Genomic DNA, 25,866 nt, shown 5'->3' with positions numbered 1-25,866 from the left:
AGTGTTTAGCCTCAGCCTCACCTAAACAGCGAAGCCCTCGTGTAATAATCCTCTCCAAAGGAGAGGACTTTGACTTGCCAAATGAATAATTATTCATTTTCAAGCCCTTCTCCTTTGGAGAAGGGTTGGGATGGGGCGCTGCTTTTAATTATTTTCAAGATCATACTCAAAATCAGTTGAGCAGGTAAGATCCTGCCAATCGCGGATCTCGTCGTGCAAAGCATCCAGCTTGGCCAAAGCCCTGTTATAAGCATCGCCACCCAATAATAAGTACAAAGGCGGATTTGCCTCACCGGCAATTTTTATAATAGACTCGGCCGCTTTTTCCGGATCGCCGGCCTGCTCGCCATCCATTTTCAGGTATTTAGCATGTGAAGCTCTAACATCTTCATAATCGGCTATAGGATTATTAGTGATAGTTAAGGAATCAGGAGTAAGGAAACTGGTTCTGAACGCGCCCGGGGCAACTACAGTAACCTTAATACCCAATGATTTTACATCAGCGGCAAGCACTTCTGATAAACCAATTACGGCATACTTCGCAGCGCCATAAATTGCCCAGCCAGTACCCGGTGCAATACCTGCTATTGATGATATGTTGATGATATGTCCCGAACGCTGTTTACGCAGATAAGGCATCACATATCTGATCACGTTAAGGGTAGCAAATACATTTACATCAAAGGCCTGGCGGCTTTCTTTATCCGTAAGCTCTTCAATGGCACCGCCAATACCGTAACCGGCATTATTAATAACTACATCTATCTTACCAAATGTTTCATTAGTATGTTGCAGGGCCAGTGATACGCTGCTCTCATTAACAAGATCGACCTGAAGGGGTAAAAAATTATTGCTTTGGGTGTTAACTGCTTCAATTAACTCCTGTTGATTTCTGGAGGTGGCGGCAACAAGCTGACCAGCATCCAGTAATTGTTTAACTAAACTGAGCCCAAATCCTTTGGAAGCTCCGGTTATAAACCATACTTTTTTGTTGTTGTCCATAATTTGTTCTGTTTGATAGAACAAATTTACGGCAGGGACGGAGGCAATGCATTACGCTAATCAAACCAATGGTTACAAAATTCAAACATTTATGAATTTACGAAGAATGCTTTAATTGAAAAGGCCTGTTAGGTTTATAACAAATATAACGATTTGCACCCGCAAAATAAAATCGGCATTTAAACATTTCTGAAAGAAGATGGCGTTTGCTGGGTTTGTTTCTTAAAAAAGTTATTGAAATGCGTAGGCTCTTCAAAGCCAAGGCAATAGCCTATTTCAGATACATTCCAGTCGGTATGCCTTAGTAATGATTTGGCTTCGCTTAGCAGGCGTTCGGCAATGTGATCAGTGGTGGTTTTACCAGTGGTTTCCCTGATGGCCCTGTTCAGGTGATTTACGTGTACTGAAAGGCGTTGGGCAAAGTCATTGGCCGACCGCAGCGCGAAGCGCTGTGCCGGGGTTTCTATCGGGAACTGGCGCTCCAGCAGTTCGGTAAAAACAGATGTTATTCTTGATTTGGCATCGGCATGTTTATATACGTTTTCTGATGGCTGGGTTTTTAGGGCATAATAGGCCATTTCAGTAACGTAGTTCCTGATCAGGTCATACTTAAAATCATACTCAGAATTGATCTCATCGATCATTTTCAGGAACAAACCGCTCACGTATTCATTCTGCTCGCTATTTAACGCGTAAACCGGTTTTGCACCAAGGGCAAACATCGGCAGCTCGCTTAAACCGCCCCTAAACCTTTCTGTAAAAAAAGCCTCAGTAAATATGCAAAAGAACCCGGTTCTGTCATCAGACATGCGCTCAAACGTATACGGCACATGCGGACTAAAAAACATTAGCGAAGTGCCTGATAACTGAATACTTTTATCGGCATAATGAATAATATTATCACCATGCATCAGGCTGATCTTGTAAAAACTCCTGCGGCTGTAAGTAACCGGTTTTGCGTTAGGGCCTATGCAATCCTCAATCCTGAAAACGTTAAAATGACCGATGTTTTGCTGCAGGTTATCGGGCAGCCAGTCAAATTTATTTTTGTAAAATTCTTCGAGTGTTTCTGTTGCCATACCCAAAGTTACAAAATTCAAACTTCACTATCCAAATAAACGGGTTGTTAAGGTGCCTTTTTTGTGCATTAAGTGGCGATAAGGTGACATTTAATACGTATTTCTACCCCATTTTAGGCTTATTTAACTATTTATAAATGACAAAAAATTACACTTTTTAGCATTTCTTGATCATTATTAACCGGTTTTAAACCATTTTGAGCTAAAAATGAGTGTTTTCAAAAAATATGTCATTGCGAGCGCAGCGTGGCAATCTCATCAGACAAGTAACGAACTTTGCTTGGACAACCTGCATAATGAGATTGCCACGCTGCGCTCGCAATGACAACATATTATGAGGAAGGGGAAGCTTCGGGGAAAGCGGATAGAACAAGGTGACCCGCGCGACTAATTGTCTGAACCAGGATTTATGGGATTAAAGGATTACCATGATTTTATTTTTAACCATTCATTCTCTCCCGTCAGCAGATAAGCTTCGGGCGAAATCAGTCAGAACAGGGTGGGTTGTGCGACGCATGACAACAAGTTCATGAGTTAAGAAAAGAAATCCTATAATCCTTTAATCAGGTTAATCAAGGTTCAGACAAAAAGGACCGTGCGGAAGGAGCGCTCTGCGATAGGCTCTATTCGCTCTGTATAGCATAGAGATTATTAATGTTGTGTTAGTTTTTATTTGTATTAATGAGCTCCCTTCGGTCGGTTGGCTTCGTACCTCGCAATGACGTGTCCTAAAGTATAAAAAGAAAGCCGGCTCATTAATGAGCCGGCTTTCTTTTTATAACGGAATAAAATTCCTTTCTTATTCTCCTTCCAGGTCAGCGGCGGCGGCTTCATCTAAAAACCACACGGTTTCGCCTGTAATTGAATCTATCAGCTGGGCTGGGTATTCTTCAATATCCTCGGCATCTTCCAATACATGGTGTACAGCTATCGCTTTACCTTCGCCATATACCAAAAACGCTATATGACGACCATCGTTGATCAATGGAGCATTCAATGTAATGCGCCACACCTGCTGGTCTTCCAGCCAAACTTCTTTTACACCGGGTGTAGTATCATGCAGCACCGGTGTATGCGGAAACAATGATGCGGTATGTGAATTATCGCCCAGGCCAAGCAGTACCAGGTCAAAGCTCAGTTCACCTTCATCAAAAAAGGTGGAGATCATTTCCCAATACCTGGCAGCGGCTTCCGCAGGCTCAAATGTGGTATCAACAGCAAAAACATTGGCTGGGCTAATCAACAATGGATCAAACAATGCCTTTTTAGCCATCAGGTAATTACTGTCTTTATGGTCCTGGGGCACATTGCGCTCATCACCAAAAAAGAAGTATACTTTTTCCCAATCTACATGATCGGCATAAGAGGTTGATGCCAGCAGTTCATATAGCTTTTTAGGCGAACTACCACCTGATAATGCTACCGTAAACTTGTTCTTTGCAGCTATCGACTCTGTGGCTACTTTAACAAAATAATCTGCCAATGCGGTAAGCACCTCATCGGCCGAGTTAAATATATTTAATTTCATGGTTACTGTTTTATAGTCTTAAGTCTGAAGTCCTAAGTCTCGAGTCCAAAGTCTCAAGTTCCTAATCATAAGACTTTGGACTTCAGGCTTAAGACTTAAGACTACAGACTTTAAACTTGTATTACTATTTTTTACTGTTTACCGGCAATGTGAACCATGTAAATCCATCGCGGGCAATTAATGCCTCGGCAGATTCGGGTCCCCATGAGTCGGCAGAATAGTTAGGGAAATTCAGGCTCTTTTTATTCTGCCAGGTGCTCAGAATAGGCATTACCAGTTCCCACGCCGCTTCTACCTGGTCGCCACGCATAAACAGGGTTTGATCGCCCAGCATGGTATCCAATATCAGCGTTTCATAAGCTTCGGGCGCCTGGTTTGTGTAAGTACCTTTATAATCAAACACCATATCAACAGCATTTAGCACCATATCAATTCCGGGGCGTTTGGCCTGCACCTGCAAACGGATGCTCATCTCGGGCTGTATACTGATGATGAGCCTGTTTTGCTGCCAGCTTTCGGCGGCCTCAGTAGGGAAAATCAAATGCGGAACATCCTTAAACTGAATGGTGATAACTGATGACGGCTGGTGCAATCTTTTACCTGTACGTAAATAGAACGGAACACCTTGCCAGCGCCAGTTGTCAATAAAAAACTTAATGGCGGCAAAAGTTTCGGTATTTGATTCAGGGTTAACCTTTGGCTCTTCACGGTATCCGGGAACTTCTTTGCCCTTCATCCAACCGCTGCCATACTGGCCCCTAACGGCCGAATTACGTACATCCTCGGGGCTAAACTTGCGCATAGCTTTTAGTACATCAACTTTGCGGTCGCGCACTTCATCGGCGTTAAAGCTAACGGGCGGTTCCATGGCTACGTGGCAAAGCAACTGCAACAGGTGGTTCTGGATCATATCTCTCATAGCGCCCGATCCGTCATAATAGTCGCCGCGATCTTCAACGCCTAATTGCTCGGTAACCGAGATCTGTACGTGTTCAATGTAATTACGGTTCCACAGCGGCTCCATAATGGAGTTGGCAAAGCGGAAAGCCATAATATTCTGAACAGTTTCCTTACCCAGGTAATGGTCAATACGATAGATCTGGCACTCATCAAAAATGCTCGACAGCAATTGATTCAGTTCTTTCGCTGTTTCCAGATCGTGCCCAAATGGTTTCTCAATGATGATCCTTACCCGTTTTTTATCCTCAGCCAGTTTGGCCTTTGATATGTTAGCAGCAATAATCGGGAAGAAATTAGGCGCTACTGCCAGGTAAAACAATACGTTGGCTTTAGTTTTCCACTCGGCATTGTGTTTTTCAATACGTTTGCCAAATTCTTTATAGGTTTCAAAGTCGTTAGCGTCTGATACCTGGTAAGTGATATTTTTTACAAATTCGGCCCATTTTTTATCGTCGGTTTTACCGCTGCGCGAAAACTGGTTGATATCTTTAAATAAATTCTCCCTGAATTGCTCGTCGGTAAGCTTGGTACGCCCGGTGCCGATAATAGAAAATTGTTTAGGCATCCAGCCATCTAAAAAAAGATTATAAAGGGCCGGTGCAATTTTCCGGGAGTTTAAATCCCCTGTGCCACCAAAAATGATGAATATAGTAGGATCTGATTTAGTGTGTGTGCTCATGTTAATGCTATTTTTTTTGTATCAAGTAGCTAGTATCAAGTATCATGACTTTTTTCAAGTGCTAAGGCTTTTTTGCAAGCCGTATACCATTTTCTGTATATCTGTAATTATCGTGCAAGCTTCTTCCAGTCTTTCCTGGCTTATATAGTTAAATTCTTTAGCAATAATAAGTTGTGTCTCCAATTCAAAAGAAGACCCCAATGCTATACTTAAAAAGTGATGTAGCTCTTTATTCGATCTTCTTCCGCAACCTTCTGCAATATTAGAAGGTATTGAAACAGCCGAACGCATCAATTGGGAAATTAGCCCATATTTTTCTTCGGAAGGTAAAGTTTTGCATAGTTGAAATACTACTTTCGATATTTCGATTCCTGCTTTCCATACTTTCAGTTCCTTGAAATTATGCATTCCTGTCTTGATACTTGATACTAGCTACTTGATACTAACTCTCCTTATTTATTAGTCCTGAACTGGTGCCCATTGTGTATGGAATGTACCTTCTTTACCTATCAGCTCGTAAGTGTGCGCGCCAAAATAGTCGCGCTGGGCCTGGATAAGGTTTGATGGCATCCTTGCACTGCGGAAAGCATCAAAGTAACTTAATGATGCCGCATAGCCTGGTGCTGCCACACCGGCAGCAATGGTTTTTGACAATACCTTCCTGATGCCCGGTACAACGCTTTCAACTAATGCCTGCACATTGGTATCCAGTAACAGGTGCTCTAAGCCGGCATTCTTTTCGTACGCTTTAAAAATATCGTTCAGGAATTTTGAGCGGATGATACAGCCTCCACGCCAAATTTTGGCTATCTCGCCCAGGTGCAGATCATATTTATACTCTGCCGACGCGTTTGACAGCAAATGCATGCCTTGCGCGTAGCTGATGATCATGGTGAAGTAGAACGCCTGTTCCAAAGCCGCTATAAACTCGGCTTTATCGGCTTCTAAAACAATAGCATCCTTAGCATACAGTGCAGCGGCTTTTTCGCGCAGTTGTTTGTATTTTGACAGATCGCGCATGGCTACCGAAGTATCCACAGTAGGGATAGGTGCCTGCAGGTCCATGGCCACTTGCGATGTCCATTTACCGGTACCTTTAGCACGGGCTTCGTCCTTAATATCATCTAATAATAAATGATCGGTACCCGGAGCTTTATATTTAAAAATGTCTTTGGTGATATCCAGCAGGAATGATTGCAGCCTGCCTTCGTTCCATTCGGCAAAAATTTTGCCTATCTCATCATTGCTTAGTTTTAGGCCTTTTTTCAGGATCTCGTAAGTTTCAGCAATCAGCTGCATAATGCCATACTCAATACCATTGTGCACCATTTTAACAAAGTGACCTGATGCACCCGGACCAATGTAGGTAACACAAGGCACGCCATCAACCTTAGCGGCAATGGCTTCAAAAATAGGCTTCATTACGTTGTAAGCCTGCTTGTCGCCACCCGGCATCATGCTTGGGCCACGACGCGCGCCTTCTTCACCACCAGAAACACCCATGCCAAAAAAATGCAGGCCAATGGCTTCCAGTTCTTCCACACGGCGGTTGGTATCGGTAAAGTGCGAGTTACCGCCGTCAATCAATATATCACCTTTCTCCAGCAGCGGCGTAAGTTCTTCAATTACAGCATCCACAATTTTACCGGCCGGAACCAGCATCATGATAGCACGCGGGGTGGTTAAACTTTGTATAAATTCTTTAACATCACCAAAACCTTTAGCGGCACGGTCGCCGGCTTCTTCGTTCAGTGATGATACCTTGGCGGCATCTTTATCATGCCCGGCTACAGCAAAGCCGTGATCGGCCATGTTGAGCAGCAGACTGCGGCCCATAACGCCCAGGCCTATCATACCAAAAGCATACTTATTATTTGTTGCGCTCATTTTTATCTTTTCTTTTTTAGATCATTGGGTCATTAAGGTCATTAAGTCATTGATAAAGTTAATGACTTAATGACCCAGTGACTTAATGACCGTTTTCTTTTTTTAGATCTTCTAATATTTTTTTGGTGTTTTCGAAATCAGTGTGCAGGAACGAGCGGATACCCAATTTCTGGGCCGTATTCACAAACATGATCCTGTCGTCAAAATACACGCATTGTTGCGGCGATGCCTGCGCTATACCCATAGCCAGTTGCCATATACCCGGATCGGGTTTACGCATTTTTACCTCGCACGATGATACAAAGGCATCAAAACACTCATGCAGCTTAAATTTCTTAACCCGGTAATCATTCAGCTCCTTACCCTCGTTATTTACCGAAATGATACGGAAACCACAGTCTTTTTTCCACGCTTTAAGCCAGGCAAGCATATCAGGCAGCTCAACCGACTGCGCATAAATAAACTCCTTAAAGTCCTCGCGTACAAAATCGCGCGGATGGTTAAATATTACGGTATCCAGGTATTCATCAAGGCTGATGCTGCCAATTTCATATACGTTAAATATGAAATTGTGCAGCTCATTCACTTCGGTGTAATTAAGGCCGAATCTTTTAGATGCTTCTTTCCGGGATTCATGACCCCAGCCGTTGGTGAGCAAAATGCCACCAACGTCAAAAAAAAGTATTTTAAGGCTTGCAGCTTCCATAAAGTAATTAGCTTACTTTACTTTTTTGCTCCTCAATCGCGTTCAATAATTTTTCAAAAGGTTTATTGAATTTCTCGATACCTTCATCCTCCAGTTGTTGGGTAATGGCATCCAGATCAATATCAAGATCTTTTAGTTTAGCTAAAGTAGCGGTTGCCTGCTCTAAACCACCTTCAAGCGTGTTGGCAGCAATACCATGATCACGGAAAGCATCAACAGTTTCTAAAGGAACGGTATCAACAGTATCCGGACCAATTAATGCCTCAACATATTTGGTATCTTTAAATGCCGGGTTTTTGCTGCCGGTACTTGCCCATAATAAACGTTGTGGCTGAGCGCCTTGTGCTGCCAGTTTTTTCCACCTTTCGGTACTGAACACTCTTTTATAAATTTCGTAAGCTTTTTTAGCTGATGCGATAGCAACTTCGCCTACCAGTTCTTTATGACCTTTTGATTCCAGCAATGGATCAACAACCACATCAATACGGCTCAGGAAGAAACTGGCTACTGATGCAATATGACCAATGGAATGACCTGCCGCCAAATGATCCTCTAAGCCCGAAATATAGGCTTCGGTAACTGCCTCGTAACGCTCTAAACCAAAAAGTAGGGTTACATTGATATTAATGCCTTTGGCAATTGATTGCCTGATAGCTGGTAAACCTGGTTGTGTACCCGGAATTTTGATCATTACATTTTTACGATCAACTTTTCTCCAAAGCTCAGCAGCTTGTTTGGTAGTGCCGGCGGTGTCTAACGCCAAAAACGGAGAAACTTCTAAACTTACGTAACCATCTACGCCGTTTGATTCTTCATATACGCCTTTAAACAAATCGGCCGCTTGTTGAATATCCTTTATAGCTAAACCAAAAAACAGCTGCTCGTTGTCGTCAGTGGTTTTTGACAGCTCAACAATATCGTTATCATAATCAGAGCTGCTGGTTATGGCTTTTTCAAAAATTGCCGGGTTTGAGGTTACGCCTCTTACACCATCTTCATCAATTAATTTTTTTAGTTTTCCTGAAGCAATGATCTCGCGATCGATGAAATCAAGCCAGATGCTTTGTCCGAAATCATGTATTTGCTTTACATTATTAGTTGCCATATTAAGGTTGTTTTAAAGTTCAATTATTTAATTAACGAGGTAGATGTTTTTTGCAGATGGCGGTTTTACCTCCCAAATCGCCTGCATTTGTTTTGATAAGTTAAAGTTCCTAATTTATATTGTAAATTAGGTAACCTTAGTATCATTGTTTGAATAACTCAGTACCGGGAGACGCAATTTATGCGTCTCTGTATTGTGTTTATGCCTAAATTCCCTCCCAACACCGCCAGTTCAAGCGTCCTTCGCTTGAACTTATACAAAGGTTAGCGTCCACGCTAACACAACAAATAACTATTTAAAGTAAGCGTGGACGCTTACTTTAGGATATTATTCAAGCGTAGACGCTTGAATAGGCGCAGGGAAGGAATCGCACACACCCGCTGCTTTTTTACTCTCTTATGCCGGCGCTCTTCCTGTAACCTTGATCTTTTTATCCCTAATTGTTCGAGGCCATTAAAATGCTCGGATTGTAGCCTATAAAAAGCCCGCTCTCAATCACTCCGGTAATTGCCTTGATGTCCTTTTCCATAGTAATGCCTATTTCCTCAAATTTGCAATCAAGTATCAGGTTACCGTTCTCTGAAATTATTGATCCGTCTTTACCTTTAGCCGGGCGCAAAACAATGCTGGTAGCTCCCAGTTTCTTCAACTCCCTTTCAACGTATAGCAGCGATTGCGGGAACACCTCAATAGGCACCGGGAAATTAGTACCTAATTTGGCTACCATTTTTGATTCATCAACAATAATATACCTCACCGCGCTTGAACTGAGCAATAGCTTTTCTTTGAACATAGCCCCGCCCCTGCCTTTAATTAAACTGTTGTTAGGATCAACCTCATCGGCGCCATCAAAAAGCCAATCGGGTTTATTTTCATACAGGGTAGTTAAAGGAACGCCAAGCTTGCTGCAAAACATAGATAATTCCAGCGAAGTTGGGATAGCTTTTACATTTAGGTTTTCGGCTTTTATACGGTTGGCTATAGCAATTAAAGCCAGGTAAGATGTTGACCCCGAGCCTACGCCCAGTATATCGCCATCTTTTAATTTCGCGGCAATTTCGTCGGCTACCTTTTGCTTGCCGGTTATATTAATGATCTTATCAGACCACTCGAGGTTTTTTATTAAATTGCTTCCCCAGTTCATTTTTTAAGTATCAAGTAGTTAGTATCAAGTATCAAGACTTTGACCCTTTGGATAAGAGCGAGTATCAAATAAGCAAATGATATCTTGCTACCTGATACTCGCTACTTGATACTACAATAATGCTTTTGCTTTTTTAACTACATTATCCACTGTAAAGCCAAAAAACTTGTACAGGTCTTCTGCCGGAGCCGATTCACCAAAGGTGGTCATGCCTAACATATCGCCTTCGTCGGTAGTGTATTTATGCCAGCCCATTGGGGATGCCATTTCAACAGCCAAACGTTTCCTGCTTGCCTTAGGGAATACTTTTTCTTTATAAGCGGCATCCTGTTTCTCAAATAACTCCCATGATGGCATACTTACCACACGAGTTGAAATACCTTCTGCTTCTAATTTTGCCTGAGCCTCCATGATCAATGCCACTTCAGAACCGGTTGCTATCAGGATCAGATCCGGACCTTTGCTGCCTTCAGAAAGGATGTAGGCGCCTTTTTCAAGACCATCGGCTTTACCATATTTATCCTGATCAAGAATTGGCAGGCCCTGACGGGTGAACACCAATACAACCGGACCACCTTTATGCTCAAGCGCAACGCGCCATGCATGTGTGGTTTCGTTGGCATCAGCCGGGCGTATAACCGTAATATTTGGAATAGAACGCAGTGAAGCCAATTGCTCAACAGGCTGGTGGGTAGTACCATCCTCGCCTAAACCAATACTATCATGGGTATAAACAAAAATCGGGCTTATTTTCATAATGGCCGCCAAACGGATAGGCGGGCGCATATATTCTGAGAACATCAGGAAGGTAGCGCCAAAAGGAATAACGCCTTTTGTTAATGCCATACCATTCATTGCCGAACCCATGGCATGCTCACGGATACCAAAGTGGAAGTTACGGCCATTCCTGTTTTCAGAGGTGAATGAATCAAATTCTTTCAGGTTGGTTTCTGTTGATGGGGAAAGATCCGCCGCGCCACCTATCAGGTTGGGCAGGCTTGCTGCAACGGCGTTCAATACTTTACCTGATGCCTGGCGGGTAGCCATTTTAGGATCAGAGCCTTTAAATACCGGCAATTTGTCTTTCCAGCCTTCTGGTAATCCGCCACTGCTGGCCAGTTCGTATTCGGCTGCTAATTCAGGATATTTGGCTTTATAGTCGGCAAATAGTTTATTCCATTTTTCTTCTTTGCCTTCACCTTTCGCGCCTACTCCGTTGTAGTATTTTAATACTTCGGCAGGTACTTCGAATGATTTTTCAGGATCAAAGCCGAAGAATTTTTTAACCAGCTTAATTTCATCAGCACCAAGCGGCGAACCATGTGAACCGGCAGTACCAGATTTATTAGGGCTACCATAAGCTATAAGCGAACGAACACGGATCAGTGATGGTTTTTGAGTTTCGGATTTGGCATTTATTAAAGCCAATTCTAACGCGTGGGTATCGTTAACATCAGCTATTTCCTGTACCTGCCAGCCGTACGAGCGGAAACGCGCGCTTACATCTTCATTAAAAGCAATATCGGTGCTGCCTTCAATAGAAATATGGTTATCATCATACAGATAAATTAAATTACCCAGTTGTAAATGACCAGCCAGTGAAGCTGCTTCAGAAGTAACACCTTCCATCATATCACCATCGCTGGTAATAGCGTAAATATTATAATTGAAAAGCTCGAAACCTGGCTTGTTGTAACGTGCTGCCAAATGTTTTTGCGCAATGGCAAAACCTACACCGTTTGCAAAACCCTGACCCAACGGACCGGTAGTAACATCAATACCGGGAGCCAAACCATACTCAGGGTGACCTGCGGTTTTGCTATGTAACTGGCGGAATTGTTTGATATCATCTAAACTAAGATCATAGCCTGTTAAATACAAAAAGTTGTACTGCAATATACAAGCATGCCCTGCCGAAAGGATAAACCTGTCGCGGTTTACCCAATCAGGGTTTTTAGGGTTGTAGTTTAAAAACTTTGACCATAAAACGTGGCCCATAGGTGCAAGCGCCATCGCGGTGCCGGGGTGACCTGAGTTTGCCTTTTGAACTGCATCTGCCGATAATATCCTTACGGTATCTATTGCTAATTTTTCTATGTCCTGATTATTTTCCATTGTCGTGTCGGTGTTGTATAATTTTATTTAGTTGGTGTTAAATGATTTATTTGGCTGGCGTAGCTTTTGCTCTTTTGGTTTTGCTTTCACCCTCGTTAAGCCATAACCTTGCGCCACCTTTTATGCCGTCGGCATTGGTAACAATTTTCATGTTTTTATCCAGCTTAAAAGTAAGCAGGTCGGAGTTACCACCGCCAATGTATAAAGTATCGTAATTGAATACTGTTTTTAAAATTTTAAAAACTTTTTGCATGCGCTTGTTCCACCTTTCCTTACCATATTTTTCCAATGCCTTTTCGCCAATGTATTTATCATAAGTGGTGTCTGCATCTTTAACTGGATGGTGGGCCAGTTCCAAATGCGGTAGCAAATGACCATTCATTAACAGCGCGGTGCCAAAACCAGTACCCAGTGTAATAACCATTTCCAGGCCTTTGCCCTTTACTACACCCAGGCCCTGCATATCTGCATCATTAACCACCTGCGTTGGTTTGCCTAACGCTTCGGCCAATTTTTTGCTTAAATCAATACCAGCCCAAAGTTTGGTATCTAAATTGGGGGCGGTATCTATTATCCCGTTTTTCACATATCCCGGAAAACCTACAGATATATAATCATATGAAGGAAAATTCTTAACCAATGTTTTGATAGCTTTTATCAAATTTTCGGGACTTGCCGGCGCTGGGGTTACAATTTTATCGTAATCCATTTTGAGTTCGCCTTTTTTATTTAAAATGGTGGCCTTAATGTGTGAGCCGCCGATATCGATGGAAAGAATTTTTACTTGTGATGGCGTATTGTTTTTCATTCGTATAGATTTATACCGGATTTTAGGTGTAATCGGCAATCAATTTGATCACTTAATTTCCCCGGCACGTAAATATCACATTTTTAATAATATCTGATTGTTAAATATGCAATTAATACAAGTGTAACTATTACAATAAGCAATCATCCTTACAAAGGTAAAGTTAGTGTTGCTTTTTACTTTTCAAACAGAAAATCAAAGTTTTTTTACTCAAAAATTGCAAAAACGATGCAAAATGCTCTTTTATTAACACTTTTTCAATAAAACATGACTTTCATTATATTTTTTTACTGATTTATTAAACAATTACGTTGTTTTTATCTGAATTAATCACATAAATACTACCTTATCCAGATAAAAACCCCCGATGTGCTTTAGGCAGGGCAATCTCTATGCGTCATTTGCCTTCGCTACCGCAAGCGCTTGTGGTAAATTGGATAGTTGGGTTTATTTCAAATCATGGTAACCACAAGCGGGACGCTTGCGGCAGCAGGGTGTCATGGTGAGCAGGCCTCTCCTCTGCGTACAAGTCTTCGACAAGACTGACAGGCTTTGCTCTCTTAGCTCCTGTAATTACTAAAAATGAAATTATTTGCTTTTCGGGTATTATGACAGTTAAAGCATTGTTCTTTCGTTGGGTGCAGCGCCTTTGTGGTTACACTATCGCCCATATAAAAACTTCGTAAGTCTGCTTCTAATTTAAGAAAGCAGCGGATAGTGCGATTCCTTCCCTGGGGAAGGGGAGGTAGGGGTTTAGTAAACTTTGCGGTGTATATTGCATGTATAAACCCCCTCTCTGCCACTACACAGTCCTGTCGCACCCCTCCCGAGAGTAATAGCCCATCATATGACAGGGGGGTAGCCCACTACGGGGCACACCAAATTTTTACCATTATTTTCTACAAATATGTAGTCCCTACGGGACATAGAGCAACAATTTAAGCTGCAAATGTGGCTGTATTTCATGTCCCGTAGGGACTACATATTTGTAGGAATAGAACCAAAAGGTTTTTTGCCCCGTTAGGGGCTACACTTCTTGAATTAGTATGGATGCTGTCTTGTCATGGGCTATTACTCTCCGGAGGGAGGGAATTATATGCAGCATCACAACTCTTAAAGCTTCTTGATCTCCACATTCCTGAACCATACGTCGGCGCCATGATCCTGCAGGGCTATGCGGCCGGTTTTAAAAGTGCCAAAGGCTGGCCATTCCTTAAACTTGCTGCCTGCAACCAGTTTTTTCCAGCCATCGTCCCAAAGTGTGGTTGATAATACATGCTCATTATTCATATAAATATCAAGCTTGCCTTTATTAGCCACAATCTCTACCTGGTTCCATTCGCCTGCTGGTTTTACTACATCCTTTGATATCGACATCAGGTCATACAAATCACCTGCGCGGTGTTTGATCAGCTTGCCATCTTCATTTTCTTTATTATCAGCAACCTGACATTCCGGGCCGGTGTACCAGGCATATTGGTATTTAGCAGGATCTTCTTTTACATAAAACATAATACCGCTGTTGCCGGCTTTGGATATTTTCCATTCGGTTTTAAAATCAAAGTTTTCATACTCTTCGTTGCTTACAATATCGCCGCCGTTTTTGGTTTGCCAATCGCCTTTTTGTGAGGCATCCAGGTGCAAAACCCCGTCCTCGGCTTTCCATGCGCTGCCTGCAGTGTCTTTCCCGTAAGTATGCCAGCCCTTGGTGGTTTTGCCGTCAAACAAAGGCGCGAATGCATTGCTGCTGCTATCGGCTACTGTGGCTACGGTATCGACAGCAGTGTTATCTTTTTTTGCCGACGAATTGCAACTGCTTATGGCTGTCGCAACAATTAATAATAAAAATATCCTGTTCATCATGATGGTTTTAGTATTGGTTTACATGGATTATAGGTTCCCTTTTTTGATCTCACTTACGGCATAGGTAGCTGCCCTCGCCGTTAAAGCCATATATAATATGGAAGGACTTTGGTTGCCGGTGGTGGTCATACAGGCGCCATCGGTAACAAAAACATTTTTGCAAAGGTGCAGCTGGTTCCAGTTATTAAGCAGCGATGTTTTAGGGTCTTTACCCATACGCACCCCGCCCATTTCATGAATGTCAAGCCCTGGGGCTTGCTTGTTTTCATGTTTTTCGATGTTTTTACAGCCCGATTTTTCCAGCATTTCGGCGCTTTGCGTTAAAAAATCCTGTATCATACGCTCATCGTTATCATCATATTCAACAGAGGTGATCAATAGCGGGATACCCCATTGGTCCTTTTGGTCTTTACTCAGGCGCACATGATTTGCTTCTTTAGGTATGGTTTCGCCCTGCAGGTACATATATGCTTTCCAGCCACCGGGTTCAGTAAGCGAATCTTTATATGCTCCGCCAACTTGTCCACTCTCGGTCTCCGCCGGTCGCTCGCGATAAGCACCCATGAAGGTGGTGAAGCCGCCTTTATAATCGGTTTCCTGCTGGTGCAGGTTGCGGTAATTGGCCAGGATAAGCTCTGTAGGATTTCTACCGAAATAATACCTGTCCAAAAACCCATCCATGCTTGCAGTTACCGAGGCCCTGTAATTTTGAAAGGCGACGAATTTGCCCAACAAGCCATTGTCGTTACCCAAACCATTGGGGAAACGCGCCGAAGTTGAGTTAAGCAGGATAAGATTAGTGTTCAGTGCCGACGCGTTCATGAAGATGACCTTTGCCTTGTATTCTATCACCTCTTTGGTATTGGTATCAATCACTTTAACACCGGTTGCCTTGCCCAGTTTCTCGTCATAAATAATAGAATGTACTACCGAGAACGGTCTGATGGTAAGATTGCCAGTTTTTTTTGCCCAGGGTATGGTGGAACTTACCGAACTGAAATAACCACCAAACGGGCACCCGCGCATACACAAATTACGCGCCTGGCATTTGGCCCGCCCCTGGTCAAGATGAATTTGGTTGGGCTTGGTAATGTGGGCCCAGCGGGCATGTACCAGATGACGGTCTTTATAGTTTTCACTTATTTTTTTACTGATAACCTCTTGTACTGCGTTCATATCAAACGGAGGCAAAAACTCGCCATCGGGCATGGCTTCAATGCCGTCTTTATTACCGCATACGCCAATAAATTTCTCTACATGCGAGTACCAGGGCGCAACATCATCATAAGTTATGGGCCAGGCAATGCCATAGCCAAAGCGTTCGGGATTAATAAACTCATATTTGCTCCAGCGCTGACAGGCCCGCCCCCAGATCAATGATTTACCCCCAACCTGGTACCCTCGTATCCAGTCGAACGGTTTTTCCTGTATATAGGGGTGATCCTTATCCTTCACAAAAAAATGCGCGTTGTCTTCACCAAAACCAGCTGCTTTAGTAATCAACGGGTTCTCATCTAAAAAAGCTTTGGTCATGGCGCCCCGGTGTTTAAACTGCCAGGGATCAAGGGTAGCCGTAGGATAATCTTTATTATGCTCCACGTTTCTTCCCCGTTCCAAAACCAGGGTTTTTAAACCTTGCTCACACAACTCTTTAGCCGCCCAGCCACCACTGATGCCTGAGCCTATAACAATGGCATCATAGGTTAAATTATCTGCCGGGTGTGAGGCGTTTTTTGAAGGATCTGGCATCGTGTTTTATGATTATATGTAAAAACTATTCAATCTGTATTTTTATATAGATTTTAACTATTATTACTGCGCAGCTATTCGATAAATAGCTTATCTGCAGCATCATTATCTAAAAGTACCTGTGCATTTGGCAGGGTTTGAAAGATGGAAGCAGGTACATCAGTTGTAACCGGTCCTTTCAAAGCCTGTACTATGATGTCGGATTTTTTTATACCGCTCGCAATCAAAACCGGAACTTTTGATTCGGCAAGGTGACCCATACCAAGTGTAATGCCCTCAGTTAGTTGGGTTTGCTGCTTAAAATATTTTTGTGCTACATCTACCGTAACCGGGTCTAACGCCGAATGATGCGCATAGGCTTTAAAATCGGCGCCGGGTTCATTCAGGCCGATATGGCCGTTCATGCCAATGCCAACTATCATCATATCCAAACCGCCAAGTTTACTGATGTACTCATTCATCTTTTTACATTCCGCATCCAGGTCATCAGCAATGGCGTCAAAAAAACGTACCTGTGATGATGATAATTTTAATGGCGAAAAGAAATTGGTATTCAAAAAATAGCTGCAACTGCCCTCATTGTCTTTATCCATGCCTACCCACTCGTCCAACGCTACAAAATGCGTTTTGCTGAAATCAATACAACCTCCCTGAGCATATTGAACAAGGTACTTTAGCATATCCGTTGGCGACTCACCCGATGGGAAACAGATCAGGGAATCCGGTTTTTGCTGTACTTGCCGCACAACAAGCTTAGCCACTGCCTGCGACATTTCATCATAATTTTTATAGGTGTGTATGTTCATCGTCGTTTATTTATGATCCAACCAAAGGTCAATGGGTTTGGCCACCTTAGCCGAAAATGGTAACGTTATCTTTTTACCCGCGCCCGCCGAAGCGTAAGCCGCATATATGATCTCCAACACAGCCCTGCCATCTTCGCCGGTAACCAGCGGGGTTTCATCATTTCGCACACAGTCAATAAAGTGTTTCAGCTCATGCGGATAGCCCTGGTTAAAGGCTTCCTCAAAAATGGTAAAGCTCCAGCCCTTGCTGGTATCAGCCTTTTCCATAGCATAACCATATCCTTCGCGACTATAAGTAACAGCTGCGTTGCCCATGAACAGGTCGGCATAGATCACGCCTCCGGTACCGTATATTTCGCAGCGGTCGTCCATACCGCCATGTTTGGCCCAGCTGTTTTCGGCCACGGCGGTAACGCCATTTTCAAATTCCACTATAATAACCGAGTTGTCCTCGCCTTTTGTGCGATCTTTATGAAATACGGTGCTCATGGTAGCGTAAACATTGGCAACCTTCGTGTTATTGAGCATCCACCTGAACCAGCCTAAAGCATGGCAGCCCATATCCATAATAACACCGCCACCTGCCAGGTTAATATCATAAAACCAATCCGTATGCGGGCCCGAATGTTTCTCGCCCTGTTTCAGCATAAATACATCGCCAACCGCGCCATCTTTTACCAATTGCCTTGCCCGCTCATATTTAGGGGCGAAGCATAGTTCTTCGGCATACATGAGTTTTACGTTGTTGGCTTTGCAAACGGCTATCATTTCATCAGCCTCTTCCAGCGTTACGGCCAGCGGTTTTTCGATAATAATATGTTTGCCGGCTTTGGCCGCTTTGATGGTGGCTTGGGCATGCAGGTAATTGGGCAGGCATATATCCACCACTTCGCAGCCCGATTCGGCTATCAGCTTATCTATATCATCAAACCATTGTGGTACCTGGTATTTTTCGGCAAAAGCCTTTGCCTTATCATAATTGCGGGCATATACGGCAACCACTTCGGCCTCGGGTATAAAGCGATGATATGATTCTATGTGGATGTCGGTAATAAAACCTGCTCCGAGTATAGCCACTTTAGTTCTGTTCATACATTATATTTTACGTAAGCAGCAACAATTAATTACTGCATGTTTATTAGGTATAATTTAAGCGTTGCAATAATTGGAGCAACGTGCTATTGGTTCAAGGGGTATTCAGAAATACTAATTCAAGATTAACGATTTAAATGTTAAATCAAAAAACTAATTGAAGTTTTAAAAAAGGATTTAGCATGGGCTACGGATAATATTTGAACAGTTGGCAGCCGGTAATTGTTTATTTGAGACGTTTAACATTTGCAATTTCAAAAGATAATATATACTATTGTGTATTATTGACACAATGGTGTTGTTTGCTGTTAATAAGCCAGTTATAACCAACAGGATTTTATACCCCTTTAAAATTTAACATGAGAATAAGCTACAAATTAAGTGTTGCTATTGTACTGACGTGGGCCGTCAGCGGTTTTCAATCAACCGTGCAAGCCCAAAACAAGCAACAAGCCCCGCAATTGCGTGCAAACAATGTTAAGCAGATCATAGCTGCTATGACATTAGAAGAAAAATCAAAATTGTCTGTTGGCATGGGCTTTAAAATGCCCGGTATGCCGCCGCCCGAAAAAGGTAAAAAGCCCGAAGCTATTGACATTGGCGGCTTTAAATTACCCCCATCTGATCCTGATGCTTATAATATTCCCGAAAAAGTTCCCGGAGCCGCGGGTCGTACACATGGCATAGCACGTTTGGGTATCCCATCCATGACGGTATCTGACGGTCCTGCCGGGTTAAGGATCGAGCCGATCAGGAACGGCGATAAATCAAAAACATATTATGCCACGGCATTTCCGGTGGCCACCTTGCTGGCTTCAACCTGGGATACCGAACTGGTAAACCGGGTAGGTGTAGCCTTTGGTAACGAGGTACGCGAATATGGCGTGGATATATTGTTAGCGCCGGGTTTAAATATCCACCGCAACCCACTGGGCGGGCGTAATTTTGAATATTATTCAGAAGATCCGCTGGTTGCCGGGAGCATGACCGCGGCCATTGTGCGTGGTGTGGAATCAAACGGGGTGGGTACATCTATAAAACACTATGCCGCCAATAACCAGGAAACTAACCGGAATTCTATCAATACCATAGTAAGTGAACGGGCTATGCGCGAGTTGTATTTACGTGGATTTGAGATCGCCGTAAAAAAATCACAACCGTGGACAGTGATGTCATCCTATAACAAACTGAACGGAACTTTTACTTCGCAAAGGCATGATCTTTTATCAACCATCCTGAAAAAAGAATGGGGCTTTAAAGGCTTTGTGATGACCGACTGGTTTGGTGGTGTTGATGCGGTAGCGCAAATGAAGGCCGGTAATGACCTCATTATGCCGGGCAGCCCAAGCCAGTCAGAAGCTATAGTGGCCGCCGTTAAAAAAGGCACACTGAGCATAGCCCAGCTGAATGCCAATGTTGAGCGGATTTTGAACATCGTTGTTAAATCACCATCATTCACTAAATATAAATATTCTGATAGGCCCGATCTTGTCGCTCATGCCAAAGTTGCCCGTGAGGCAGCCGCGCAGGGTATGGTATTGCTTAAAAACGATGAGCACGCTTTGCCGCTTGCCGCAGCTAAAAGAATCGCGGTATTTGGTAATACATCCTATGATATTATTGCCGGGGGTACTGGTAGTGGCGATGTGAACAAGGCATACACCATATCGCTGATGCAGGGTTTGGGTAATGCCGGCTATAAATTACAGGAAAAACTGTCAAAAAGCTATGCCGATTACCTGGCCGATATGAAGCTAAAACAGCCAAAACCAAAAAACTTTTTTGACCACCCGGCCCCCATCCCCGAAATGGATGTAACCGCGTTATTAGCTGATGAAGCCAATGGCGCCGATGCCGCCCTGATCACCATAGGCAGGAACGCCGGTGAGGGTGCCGACAGGAAACTGGATAACGATTACTACTTATCTGCAGCCGAAAAAGGATTGATCAAGAGTATTGCCGATGCCTTCCATGCCAAAGGTAAAAAGGTAATAGTGGTATTAAACATAGGCGGTGTAATTGAAGTAGCCAGCTGGCGCGACGGAGTAGATGGTATACTGCTGGCCTGGCAGCCCGGTCTTGAAGCAGGCAACGCCATTGCCGATGTGCTGAGCGGCAAAGTAAATCCTTCGGGCAAACTGGCCACCACCTTCCCAATGGGTTATAAGGATGTGCCATCGGCCAATAATTTCCCGGGCACACCGGCCGAAAAACCCGAGCAGGTAGTTTACGAGGAAGGCATTTATGTGGGATACCGTTATTACGATGCGGCAAAAGTTAAACCGGCTTATGAATTTGGGTACGGTTTATCATACACCAATTTTAAATTCAGCAATCTGAAATTGAGCGCATCAAACTTTGTGAAAAGTATTACAGCAACCGTGACTGTTAAAAACACAGGTGATGTTGCCGGTAAAGAGGTAGTACAATTATACCTGGGTGCGCCTAAAAAAGATCTGGATAAACCCGAAGATGAGTTGAAAGCCTTTGGCAAAACCCGCTTGCTTGCTCCCGGCGAATCGCAAACATTAAGCTTTGTGATCAAAGCTGCCGACCTGGCATCGTTCTATACGAACAGGGAAGCCTGGGTAGCTGATGAAGGCAAATACGAGGTTAAAGTAGGTTCCTCATCAAGAACAATAGCCGAAACAGCATCGTTTAAACTGGCAAAAGATATTACCGTTGAAAAGGTGAACAAAGCCCTTGTGCCTCAACAAGCAATCAAGGAATTAAAACTAAAATAAAACAAATAAAATTCCCCTCTTGAGAGGGGGAGCGATGGAATCGAGGATGGCAGGGGTGTGTTTATACATGCGATGAAAAGAACATACCCCTACACCCCTCTCAAGAGGGGAATCGCACAGGCCCTATGCTTTTTAGAATTTGTCTGCCTTGCAATTATTTAAATGTGTTGCAAAGGCATTTATAAATGATCAACTTTATACTAACCAATTATGAACCTTATGGCTAATCGACTTAAAGTTATAGCATTGCTGTCCCTGCTGCCTGCTACTGTAGCTATGGCGCAAACTAAATGGACCGAAAAAAAATCGGGTGATATTGTTTTTGTGACAAATACAGGAGGGCAAAGCCTGGGCTATGCAAGCACATCGGGTGTAAAAATTTTAACCGTTGATGGCCTGGCTTTTAAAGACCTGAACAAAAATGGCAAGCTGGATAAATATGAAGACTGGCGCCTGCTGGTTGATGTAAGAGCAAAGGACCTGGCATCACAAATGAGCGTGGAGCAAATTGCCGGTTTAATGCTGTACAGTAAGCACCAGCCCATCCCCGCTGCACCGGCTGGCCCGTTTGCAGGTACTTATAATGGTAAAAAGTTTGCCGAAAGCGGGGCAAACCCTTATGATCTGTCTGATCAGCAAAAGCAATTTTTAGCTAAGGATAATGTACGGCATGTATTGATCACATCGGTACAAAGCCCGGAGATAGCGGCGCAATGGAATAACAACGCGCAGGCTTTTGTAGAGGGCCTGGGTTTGGGGATCCCGAACAATAACAGCTCCGATCCTCGACATGGCACCGTTGCCACCGCCGAATACAATGCCGGGGCTGGTGGCGCTATATCCATGTGGCCCGGTTCGCTGGGTTTTGCCGCTACTTTTGACCCTAAGGTAGTTGAAGGTTTTGGTCATATTGCAGCCTTAGAGTACAGGGCTTTGGGTATCGCCACCGCTTTATCGCCGCAGGTTGATATTGCAACGGAGCCCCGTTGGGCACGTGTAAGCGGTACTTTTGGCGAAGATCCGCAGCTATCTGCCGATATGGCCCGTGGTTATATTGATGGTTTTCAAACTTCGCAGGGCGATAAGGAAATTACCGGCGGCTGGGGTTATGGCAGCGTGAACGCCATGGTAAAACACTGGCCGGGTGGTGGTGCAGGTGAAGGTGGCCGTGACGCGCATTATGGTTATGGCAAGTACGCGGTTTATCCGGGGAATAATTTTAAACAGCATTTAATTCCGTTTACAGAGGGCGCTTTTAAGCTGAATGGCAAAACAGGTATGGCTGCATCGGTTATGCCGTATTACACCATATCCTTTAACCAGGATACTAAGAACAAGGAGAACGTGGCCAATAACTATAACTCCTATATCATCAATGACCTATTAAGAAAGAAATATAAATACGATGGCGTGGTATGTACCGACTGGCTGGTAACCGGTGATGAAACAGCGGTTGATCAGTTTTTGTCGGGCAAATCATGGGGAGTGGAAGGGCTTTCTATCGTGCAAAGGCATTACAAAGTATTGATGGCCGGGGTTGATCAGTTTGGCGGTAATAACGAGGTTGGCCCGGTAGTGGCAGCCTACCAGATTGGGGTTAAGGAACATGGCGAAGTCTTTATGCGGGCGCGGTTTGAGCAATCGGCAGTAAGGTTGTTGCGGAATATTTTCAGGACCGGTTTATTTGAAAATCCTTACCTGGATGCGACAGCGACAAAAGCGACAGTAGGTAGTCCGGAGTTTATGAACGCGGGATATCAGGCGCAGCTTAAATCTATCGTGATGTTGAAAAACAAGAAAAACATCCTGCCGCTCATCAAAAACAAAACCGTGTATGTGCCAAAGCAATTCACTCCCGCAGGCCGGAATTTCCTGGGAATGGAAACCCCCGAAAAACTGGAATACCCGGTTAACATGGAAACGGTAAAAAAATATTTTAAAGTGACGGAAAACCCTGATGAGGCCGATTATGCTTTGGTGTTCATCAACAGCCCTAACAGCGGAGGTGGTTACAACAGCGCGGATGCCAAAAACGGCGGAACGGGATATGTACCTATCAGTCTGCAATACGGAGCATACACCGCAACTGACGCGCGCGCTACAAGTATCGCCGGAGGTGATCCGTTGGAGAAATTTACCAACCGTACTTATAAAGGTAAATCGGCAACAGCTATCAATGTAACCGACCTGGGTATGGTTACGGATACCTATGCCAAAATGAAAGGCAAACCGGTAATTGTTTCGGTTAATATGGCCAACCCTATGGTGTTCTCTGAATTGGAAAAGGATGCAGATGCCATATTGGTTGATTTTGGTGTACAGGGACAAGCTACTTTGGATATCCTGACCGGCAACAGCGAGCCATCGGCATTGTTACCGCTGCAAATGCCCATCAATATGAAAACCGTGGAAGAGCAGTTTGAAGACGTACCCCATGATATGAAATGTTATGTAGATGAACAAGGCAATACTTACGATTTTGGTTTCGGGCTTAACTGGAAAGGGCTGATCAATGACGCTCGTACCGCTAAATATAAAAAAGGGAGTGTAAAACCATAAATTAGCTCATGGTAAACCTTGAAATTTAAAAATGAGAAACTATTTGTTATTATCTGTAGTGTTGTTGTACTGCACTGTGGTCTGTGCTCAAAATAATGACCTGGCTGTAGTTAAAACCGATGCAGGGCTCGTTTCGGGCAGTACCAATATTACAGGCGAGGTACATATATTTAAGGGGATCCCTTTTGCGGCGCCGCCGGTTGGCGATCTGCGGTGGAAGGAGCCACAGCCGGTAAAACCCTGGGATGGGGTAAAACAGTGTACCGCGTTTTCGTCCAGCCCCATGCAGGGTAAACCCGATGAGTTTGGTGTTTATACTCGTGAATTTTTAATTCCTTACGAACCCATCAGCGAGGATTGCCTTTACCTGAATGTGTGGACAGGCGCCAAATCATCCGCAGAAAAACAACCTGTTTTGGTTTATATATACGGCGGAGGGTTTGGGAGTGGGGGCGCGGCTGTGCCTATTTATGACGGTGAAGCCACCGCCAAAAAAGGAGTTATATTCGTGGTGATCAATTACCGGGTGGGCATATTCGGTTTCTTCGCGCACCCCGAGCTAACCAAAGAATCGGGCCATAACGCTTCGGGTAATTATGGGTTGATGGATCAGTTGGCGGCCTTAAAATGGGTAAAGCAAAATATAGCTGCCTTTGGCGGTGACCCTGATAATGTTACCATCGCAGGGCAATCGGCAGGCTCTATGAGTGTGAATTGCCTGGTAGCTTCGCCGCTTGGGAAAGGGCTGTTTCAAAAAGCCATTGCCGAAAGCGGGGCAAGTTTTATTACCGGCCAATACGGTGGTACAACCTTACAACAGGCCGAGCAGGAAGGAGAAAGGGAGGCCAAAGTTTTAGGGACAAATTCTATTGCCGAAATGAGAAGCAAGCCGGCATCAGAGCTGGTTAACAAATCGCACAGCCGGCCTATTATTGATGGTTATGTATTGCCCAAATCTATAGCACAAATTTTTGACGAAGGAAAAGAGAATGATGTGCCTTTACTTACCGGCTGGAACGAGGATGACGCTTTTGTTGGCAAACTTAAAAACGCAGCAGATTACAAACAGCAAATACTTGCACAATACGGAATTAAAGCCAATACGTTCCTACAACTTTACCCGGCCAGCACAGACGCCGAGGCGGCAACATCACAGATCAGGATAAACCGCGACCAGATATTTGGCGTGCAAAATTATACCTGGGCCAATATCCAAAGTGAAAAAGGACACTCCAAAGTTTATGTTTACCGCTTTACCCACCGCCTGCCAGCCACAGTCGATTTTGTAAAGTACGGCGCATTCCATACCGGTGAGGTAGCCTATGCCTATGATAACCTGAAATTTCTGAACCGCCCCTGGCAACCGGTTGATCATGAGCTGGCCACAACGATATCAACCTACTGGACAAATTTTGCCAAAACAGGTAACCCCAATGGCAAAGGTCTGCCCACATGGCCCGCCTATGATACTCATGATAACCAGATCATGATATTGGGCGAAAAACCAATGGCAAAGCCCCTGCCTGATAAGGCCGCTTTAGATTTTATGTTTGGTGAAATGAGCAGGAAGTAGTGTATTGGGTATTAGTTTTTATGTTCTCACAGAGGGCTCTCACAGAGGACCCTGTGAGGGGCGTGAGTTGGCTGATTGCCCTGTGATCCTACAGAGACAGCATATAATTCTTTATTGTTATGCATCATTTATAGCATAATTATATAACCTTTTTGCTATTTCATTGTGATCTGGAGCATATGTTAATGTCTCAACCCAATCTTCAATAAATTCTTTAGCCAGAAATATTTCAATCAAATAATAATACTTTTTAGTATCTACAACTTTTATACCCCCGTCACCTTCATCTCCGGTTGATAAAATAATATCTGAATTAAAATCTTCCATGTTTTCTTGAAAGATTATTTGTTCTTCATTTATACTTTCTATAATTTTTATAACATCAACTAATTTCATAGCTATAAGTATAATTTATTTGTCACCGCTGTTTGAAATCTCTGACTTTAGAGAGCGGTTGCAAAGGCATT

The 25,866-nt window shown here is 43.7% G+C and carries 19 protein-coding genes; 3 read left to right on the top strand and 16 right to left on the bottom strand.

The annotated features are described in order from the left end of the window. Positions 1-144 precede the first annotated feature (144 nt). From M2273_RS21420 to M2273_RS21350, 15 genes are all read right to left on the bottom strand, one after another. A complete protein-coding gene (locus tag M2273_RS21420) occupies positions 145-1,002 on the bottom strand; it encodes an SDR family NAD(P)-dependent oxidoreductase (protein ID WP_429399815.1) in 858 nt (285 codons plus the stop codon). A gap of 179 nt (positions 1,003-1,181) precedes the next feature. Continuing rightward, complete coding sequence (locus M2273_RS21415; protein WP_429399814.1) at positions 1,182-2,081, bottom strand: helix-turn-helix domain-containing protein; 900 nt, start codon at positions 2,079-2,081, stop codon at positions 1,182-1,184. A gap of 799 nt (positions 2,082-2,880) precedes the next feature. Continuing rightward, positions 2,881-3,609, bottom strand: a complete 729-nt coding sequence (gene pgl, locus M2273_RS21410) for a 6-phosphogluconolactonase (RefSeq protein WP_429399813.1) — start codon at positions 3,607-3,609, stop codon at positions 2,881-2,883. 124 nt (positions 3,610-3,733) lie between these two features. Beyond that, positions 3,734-5,248, bottom strand: coding sequence for a glucose-6-phosphate dehydrogenase (gene zwf, locus M2273_RS21405; protein WP_429399812.1), 1,515 nt, complete (start codon positions 5,246-5,248; stop codon positions 3,734-3,736). A gap of 54 nt (positions 5,249-5,302) precedes the next feature. Continuing rightward, a complete protein-coding gene (locus tag M2273_RS21400) occupies positions 5,303-5,656 on the bottom strand; it encodes a four helix bundle protein (RefSeq protein WP_429399811.1) in 354 nt (117 codons plus the stop codon). 51 nt (positions 5,657-5,707) lie between these two features. Next, entirely contained in the window at positions 5,708-7,135 is a 1,428-nt protein-coding gene (gndA, locus tag M2273_RS21395; RefSeq protein WP_429399810.1) for an NADP-dependent phosphogluconate dehydrogenase, read from the bottom strand. 82 nt (positions 7,136-7,217) lie between these two features. Next, positions 7,218-7,841, bottom strand: a complete 624-nt coding sequence (locus M2273_RS21390) for an HAD family hydrolase (RefSeq protein ID WP_429399809.1) — start codon at positions 7,839-7,841, stop codon at positions 7,218-7,220. Between the two features lie 7 nt (positions 7,842-7,848). Further along, positions 7,849-8,946, bottom strand: a complete 1,098-nt coding sequence (gene tal, locus M2273_RS21385) for a transaldolase (protein WP_429399808.1) — start codon at positions 8,944-8,946, stop codon at positions 7,849-7,851. Positions 8,947-9,382: 436 nt separating this feature from the next. Further along, positions 9,383-10,090, bottom strand: a complete 708-nt coding sequence (rpiA, locus tag M2273_RS21380) for a ribose 5-phosphate isomerase A (protein WP_429399807.1) — start codon at positions 10,088-10,090, stop codon at positions 9,383-9,385. Between the two features lie 111 nt (positions 10,091-10,201). Then, positions 10,202-12,205 carry a transketolase gene (tkt, locus tag M2273_RS21375; RefSeq protein ID WP_429399806.1) on the bottom strand — a complete coding sequence of 668 codons (2,004 nt, stop codon included), beginning with the start codon at positions 12,203-12,205 and terminating at the stop codon, positions 10,202-10,204. Between the two features lie 46 nt (positions 12,206-12,251). Further along, on the bottom strand, positions 12,252-13,013 hold the full coding sequence (locus M2273_RS21370) for an ROK family protein (RefSeq protein ID WP_429399805.1): 762 nt from the start codon (positions 13,011-13,013) through the stop codon (positions 12,252-12,254). A gap of 1,113 nt (positions 13,014-14,126) precedes the next feature. Then, entirely contained in the window at positions 14,127-14,876 is a 750-nt protein-coding gene (locus M2273_RS21365) for a 3-keto-disaccharide hydrolase (protein ID WP_429399804.1), read from the bottom strand. 27 nt (positions 14,877-14,903) lie between these two features. Next, positions 14,904-16,625: a GMC oxidoreductase gene (locus M2273_RS21360; protein WP_429399803.1), complete on the bottom strand. Its 1,722-nt coding sequence runs from the start codon at positions 16,623-16,625 to the stop codon at positions 14,904-14,906. A gap of 74 nt (positions 16,626-16,699) precedes the next feature. Continuing rightward, positions 16,700-17,431 carry a 6-phosphogluconolactonase gene (locus tag M2273_RS21355; RefSeq protein ID WP_429399802.1) on the bottom strand — a complete coding sequence of 244 codons (732 nt, stop codon included), beginning with the start codon at positions 17,429-17,431 and terminating at the stop codon, positions 16,700-16,702. A 6-nt stretch (positions 17,432-17,437) separates the two neighbouring features. Continuing rightward, the gene (locus M2273_RS21350) at positions 17,438-18,523 is read right to left on the bottom strand and encodes a Gfo/Idh/MocA family protein (protein WP_429399801.1); all 1,086 of its coding nucleotides are present in this window, start codon (positions 18,521-18,523) and stop codon (positions 17,438-17,440) included. 359 nt (positions 18,524-18,882) lie between these two features. Here M2273_RS21350 and M2273_RS21345 point away from each other — a divergent pair, with 359 nt between their 5' ends. The 3 genes from M2273_RS21345 to M2273_RS21335 all read left to right on the top strand — a co-directional run bounded on the left by M2273_RS21345 (position 18,883) and on the right by M2273_RS21335 (position 25,399). Further along, on the top strand, positions 18,883-21,267 hold the full coding sequence (locus M2273_RS21345; protein ID WP_429399800.1) for a glycoside hydrolase family 3 C-terminal domain-containing protein: 2,385 nt from the start codon (positions 18,883-18,885) through the stop codon (positions 21,265-21,267). A gap of 219 nt (positions 21,268-21,486) precedes the next feature. Further along, positions 21,487-23,826 (top strand): glycoside hydrolase family 3 N-terminal domain-containing protein, encoded by a 2,340-nt coding sequence (locus M2273_RS21340; RefSeq protein ID WP_429399799.1) that lies wholly within the window; start codon positions 21,487-21,489, stop codon positions 23,824-23,826. A 31-nt stretch (positions 23,827-23,857) separates the two neighbouring features. Beyond that, positions 23,858-25,399 carry a carboxylesterase/lipase family protein gene (locus M2273_RS21335; protein ID WP_429399798.1) on the top strand — a complete coding sequence of 514 codons (1,542 nt, stop codon included), beginning with the start codon at positions 23,858-23,860 and terminating at the stop codon, positions 25,397-25,399. 117 nt (positions 25,400-25,516) lie between these two features. Here M2273_RS21335 and M2273_RS21330 read toward each other — a convergent pair whose 3' ends face one another. Next, positions 25,517-25,795 carry a hypothetical protein gene (locus tag M2273_RS21330; RefSeq protein ID WP_429399797.1) on the bottom strand — a complete coding sequence of 93 codons (279 nt, stop codon included), beginning with the start codon at positions 25,793-25,795 and terminating at the stop codon, positions 25,517-25,519. Between the last annotated feature and the right edge of the window lie 71 nt (positions 25,796-25,866).

The sequence above is a fragment of the Mucilaginibacter lappiensis genome (assembly GCF_050433765.1).
GTDB lineage: Bacteria > Bacteroidota > Bacteroidia > Sphingobacteriales > Sphingobacteriaceae > Mucilaginibacter > Mucilaginibacter lappiensis_A.
This window is presented reverse-complemented; position numbering and strand designations above follow the sequence as displayed.